Source organism: Lentzea sp. NPDC060358 (assembly GCF_042725365.1).
GTDB lineage: Bacteria > Actinomycetota > Actinomycetes > Mycobacteriales > Pseudonocardiaceae > Lentzea.
Genome location: NZ_JBHXCW010000466.1, coordinates 1 through 1,531, shown reverse-complemented (window position 1 = coordinate 1,531; position 1,531 = coordinate 1). Strand labels below are relative to the sequence as shown.

Sequence of the window (1,531 nt, the reverse complement as noted above, 5' to 3'; positions counted from 1 at the left end):
GGTCCGATACAGGACAGGCGGCTTCGGTGTCAGATCAGATGTGCTGACCGATCAGGCTCAGACGGCGCGAACGCCCTGGGCCTGCGGGCCCTTCTGGCCCTGACCGATCTCGAACTCGACCCGCTGGTTCTCCTCGAGAGCCTTGTAGCCGTTCATCTGGATCTCGGAGTAGTGGACGAACACGTCGGCGCCACCGTTGTCGGGGGAGATGAAGCCGAAGCCCTTCTCCGCGTTGAACCACTTGACGGTGCCCTGTACTGCCATCTTGCTACTTCTCCTCCACAGGTGCCGGATCGCGTTCGCGACCACCGGGTCAAGTCGGAACAGCGACTTCTCCGGAACCTGGAGAACCCTCACGCTCGCGACCTCGTTTTGCGCGAGCGTGGTACCACGAACACGAAAACGTACGACCATGGACAGTCAACCACGGCTCCCCGCCTGCCGTCGAGCCGTCAATTTCACTGCTAACGTGAGGCCCCGAACGACCCCTCGCGGAGGTGCCGATGCCCGAGCAGACGACGTTGTCGATCAAGGTCAGCGCCGCGCCGCACGTCGTGCGGGGGCTGTACGCGGTCGCCCTCGAGCACCTCGGCAAGCCCTCCGCCCACCCGGCCCCGCGGGGCGGTGGCGGGACCACGAACAGCATCAGCGGCCCCGTGCACGGAACCGTGCTCCAGATCGGCAACGTCCACGGGAACGTCAACCCCAACAGGTAACCTGGGGGGTCCTTGACCCCAGGGGGCTGTGCTTGACCGGCAGCGAACGACTGCTCTTCTTCTTCGTCGGCTTGGTGACCACGTTCGTGTTCATCCGCATCAGCGTGCGCATGATCAGGGCCGAGGTGCGCTGGTGGCCGCGCAACATCGTCCACGGCGACACGCACGTGCACCACGTCGTGGTCGGCACCGTGCTGCTGCTCCTGTCGAGCGTCAGCAGCCTGATCATCCCGGACGACCTGTACGGCGCCCGGTGCGCCGCCGCGGCGGTCGTCGGCATGGGCGCGGCCCTGGTGCTCGACGAGTTCGCGCTGATCCTGCACCTGAGGGACGTGTACTGGACGAAGGCGGGCCGCCTCTCCGTCGACGCGGTCTTCCTCGCCGTGGGCCTGACCGGCACGTTCCTGCTCGGCGCGCGGCCGCTCGGCTACGACGAGGTGCTGCAGCTCAACCCGGACACCACGCCGACGGACACGTTCACGCTGCGGGTGATCGCGATCGGGGTGAACCTGTGCCTCGCGATCGTGGCCCTGCTGAAGGGCAAGATCTGGACGGGTCTGCTCGGCCTGCTCGTGCCGGTGGTGCCCGCGGTGGGCGCCGTGCGGCTCGCCCGGCCCGGGTCGCCGTGGGCGCGCTGGCGCTACCCGGAGGGCTCGCGCAAGCTCTCGCGGGCCTACCGCCGGGAGGCGCGGATCCGGCAGCCCATCATCCGCGCCAAGATCGCCGTGCAGGAGTTCATCTCCGGCCGGCACGACCTGCCGGAGGACGACCAGCGGGGATGAGTCGTGCCGGACCGGTGGCGCGGCACCTCGTCG

General features: G+C 68.3%; 3 protein-coding genes. 2 read left to right on the top strand and 1 reads right to left on the bottom strand.

Annotated elements, in window-relative coordinates; translation table 11 throughout:
- Nucleotides 1–57 precede the first annotated feature (57 nt).
- Nucleotides 58–264 (bottom strand): cold-shock protein, encoded by a 207-nt coding sequence (locus ACFWGZ_RS40930; protein ID WP_030468404.1) that lies wholly within the window; start codon nt 262–264, stop codon nt 58–60.
- A 239-nt stretch (nt 265–503) separates the two neighbouring features.
- Between ACFWGZ_RS40930 and ACFWGZ_RS40925 the strand changes: the two genes are divergently transcribed.
- On the top strand, nt 504–716 hold the full coding sequence (locus ACFWGZ_RS40925; RefSeq protein ID WP_382456961.1) for a hypothetical protein: 213 nt from the start codon (nt 504–506) through the stop codon (nt 714–716).
- Nucleotides 717–748: 32 nt separating this feature from the next.
- On the top strand, nt 749–1,498 hold the full coding sequence (locus tag ACFWGZ_RS40920) for a hypothetical protein (RefSeq protein WP_382456960.1): 750 nt from the start codon (nt 749–751) through the stop codon (nt 1,496–1,498).
- The last annotated feature ends 33 nt before the right edge of the window (nt 1,499–1,531 follow it).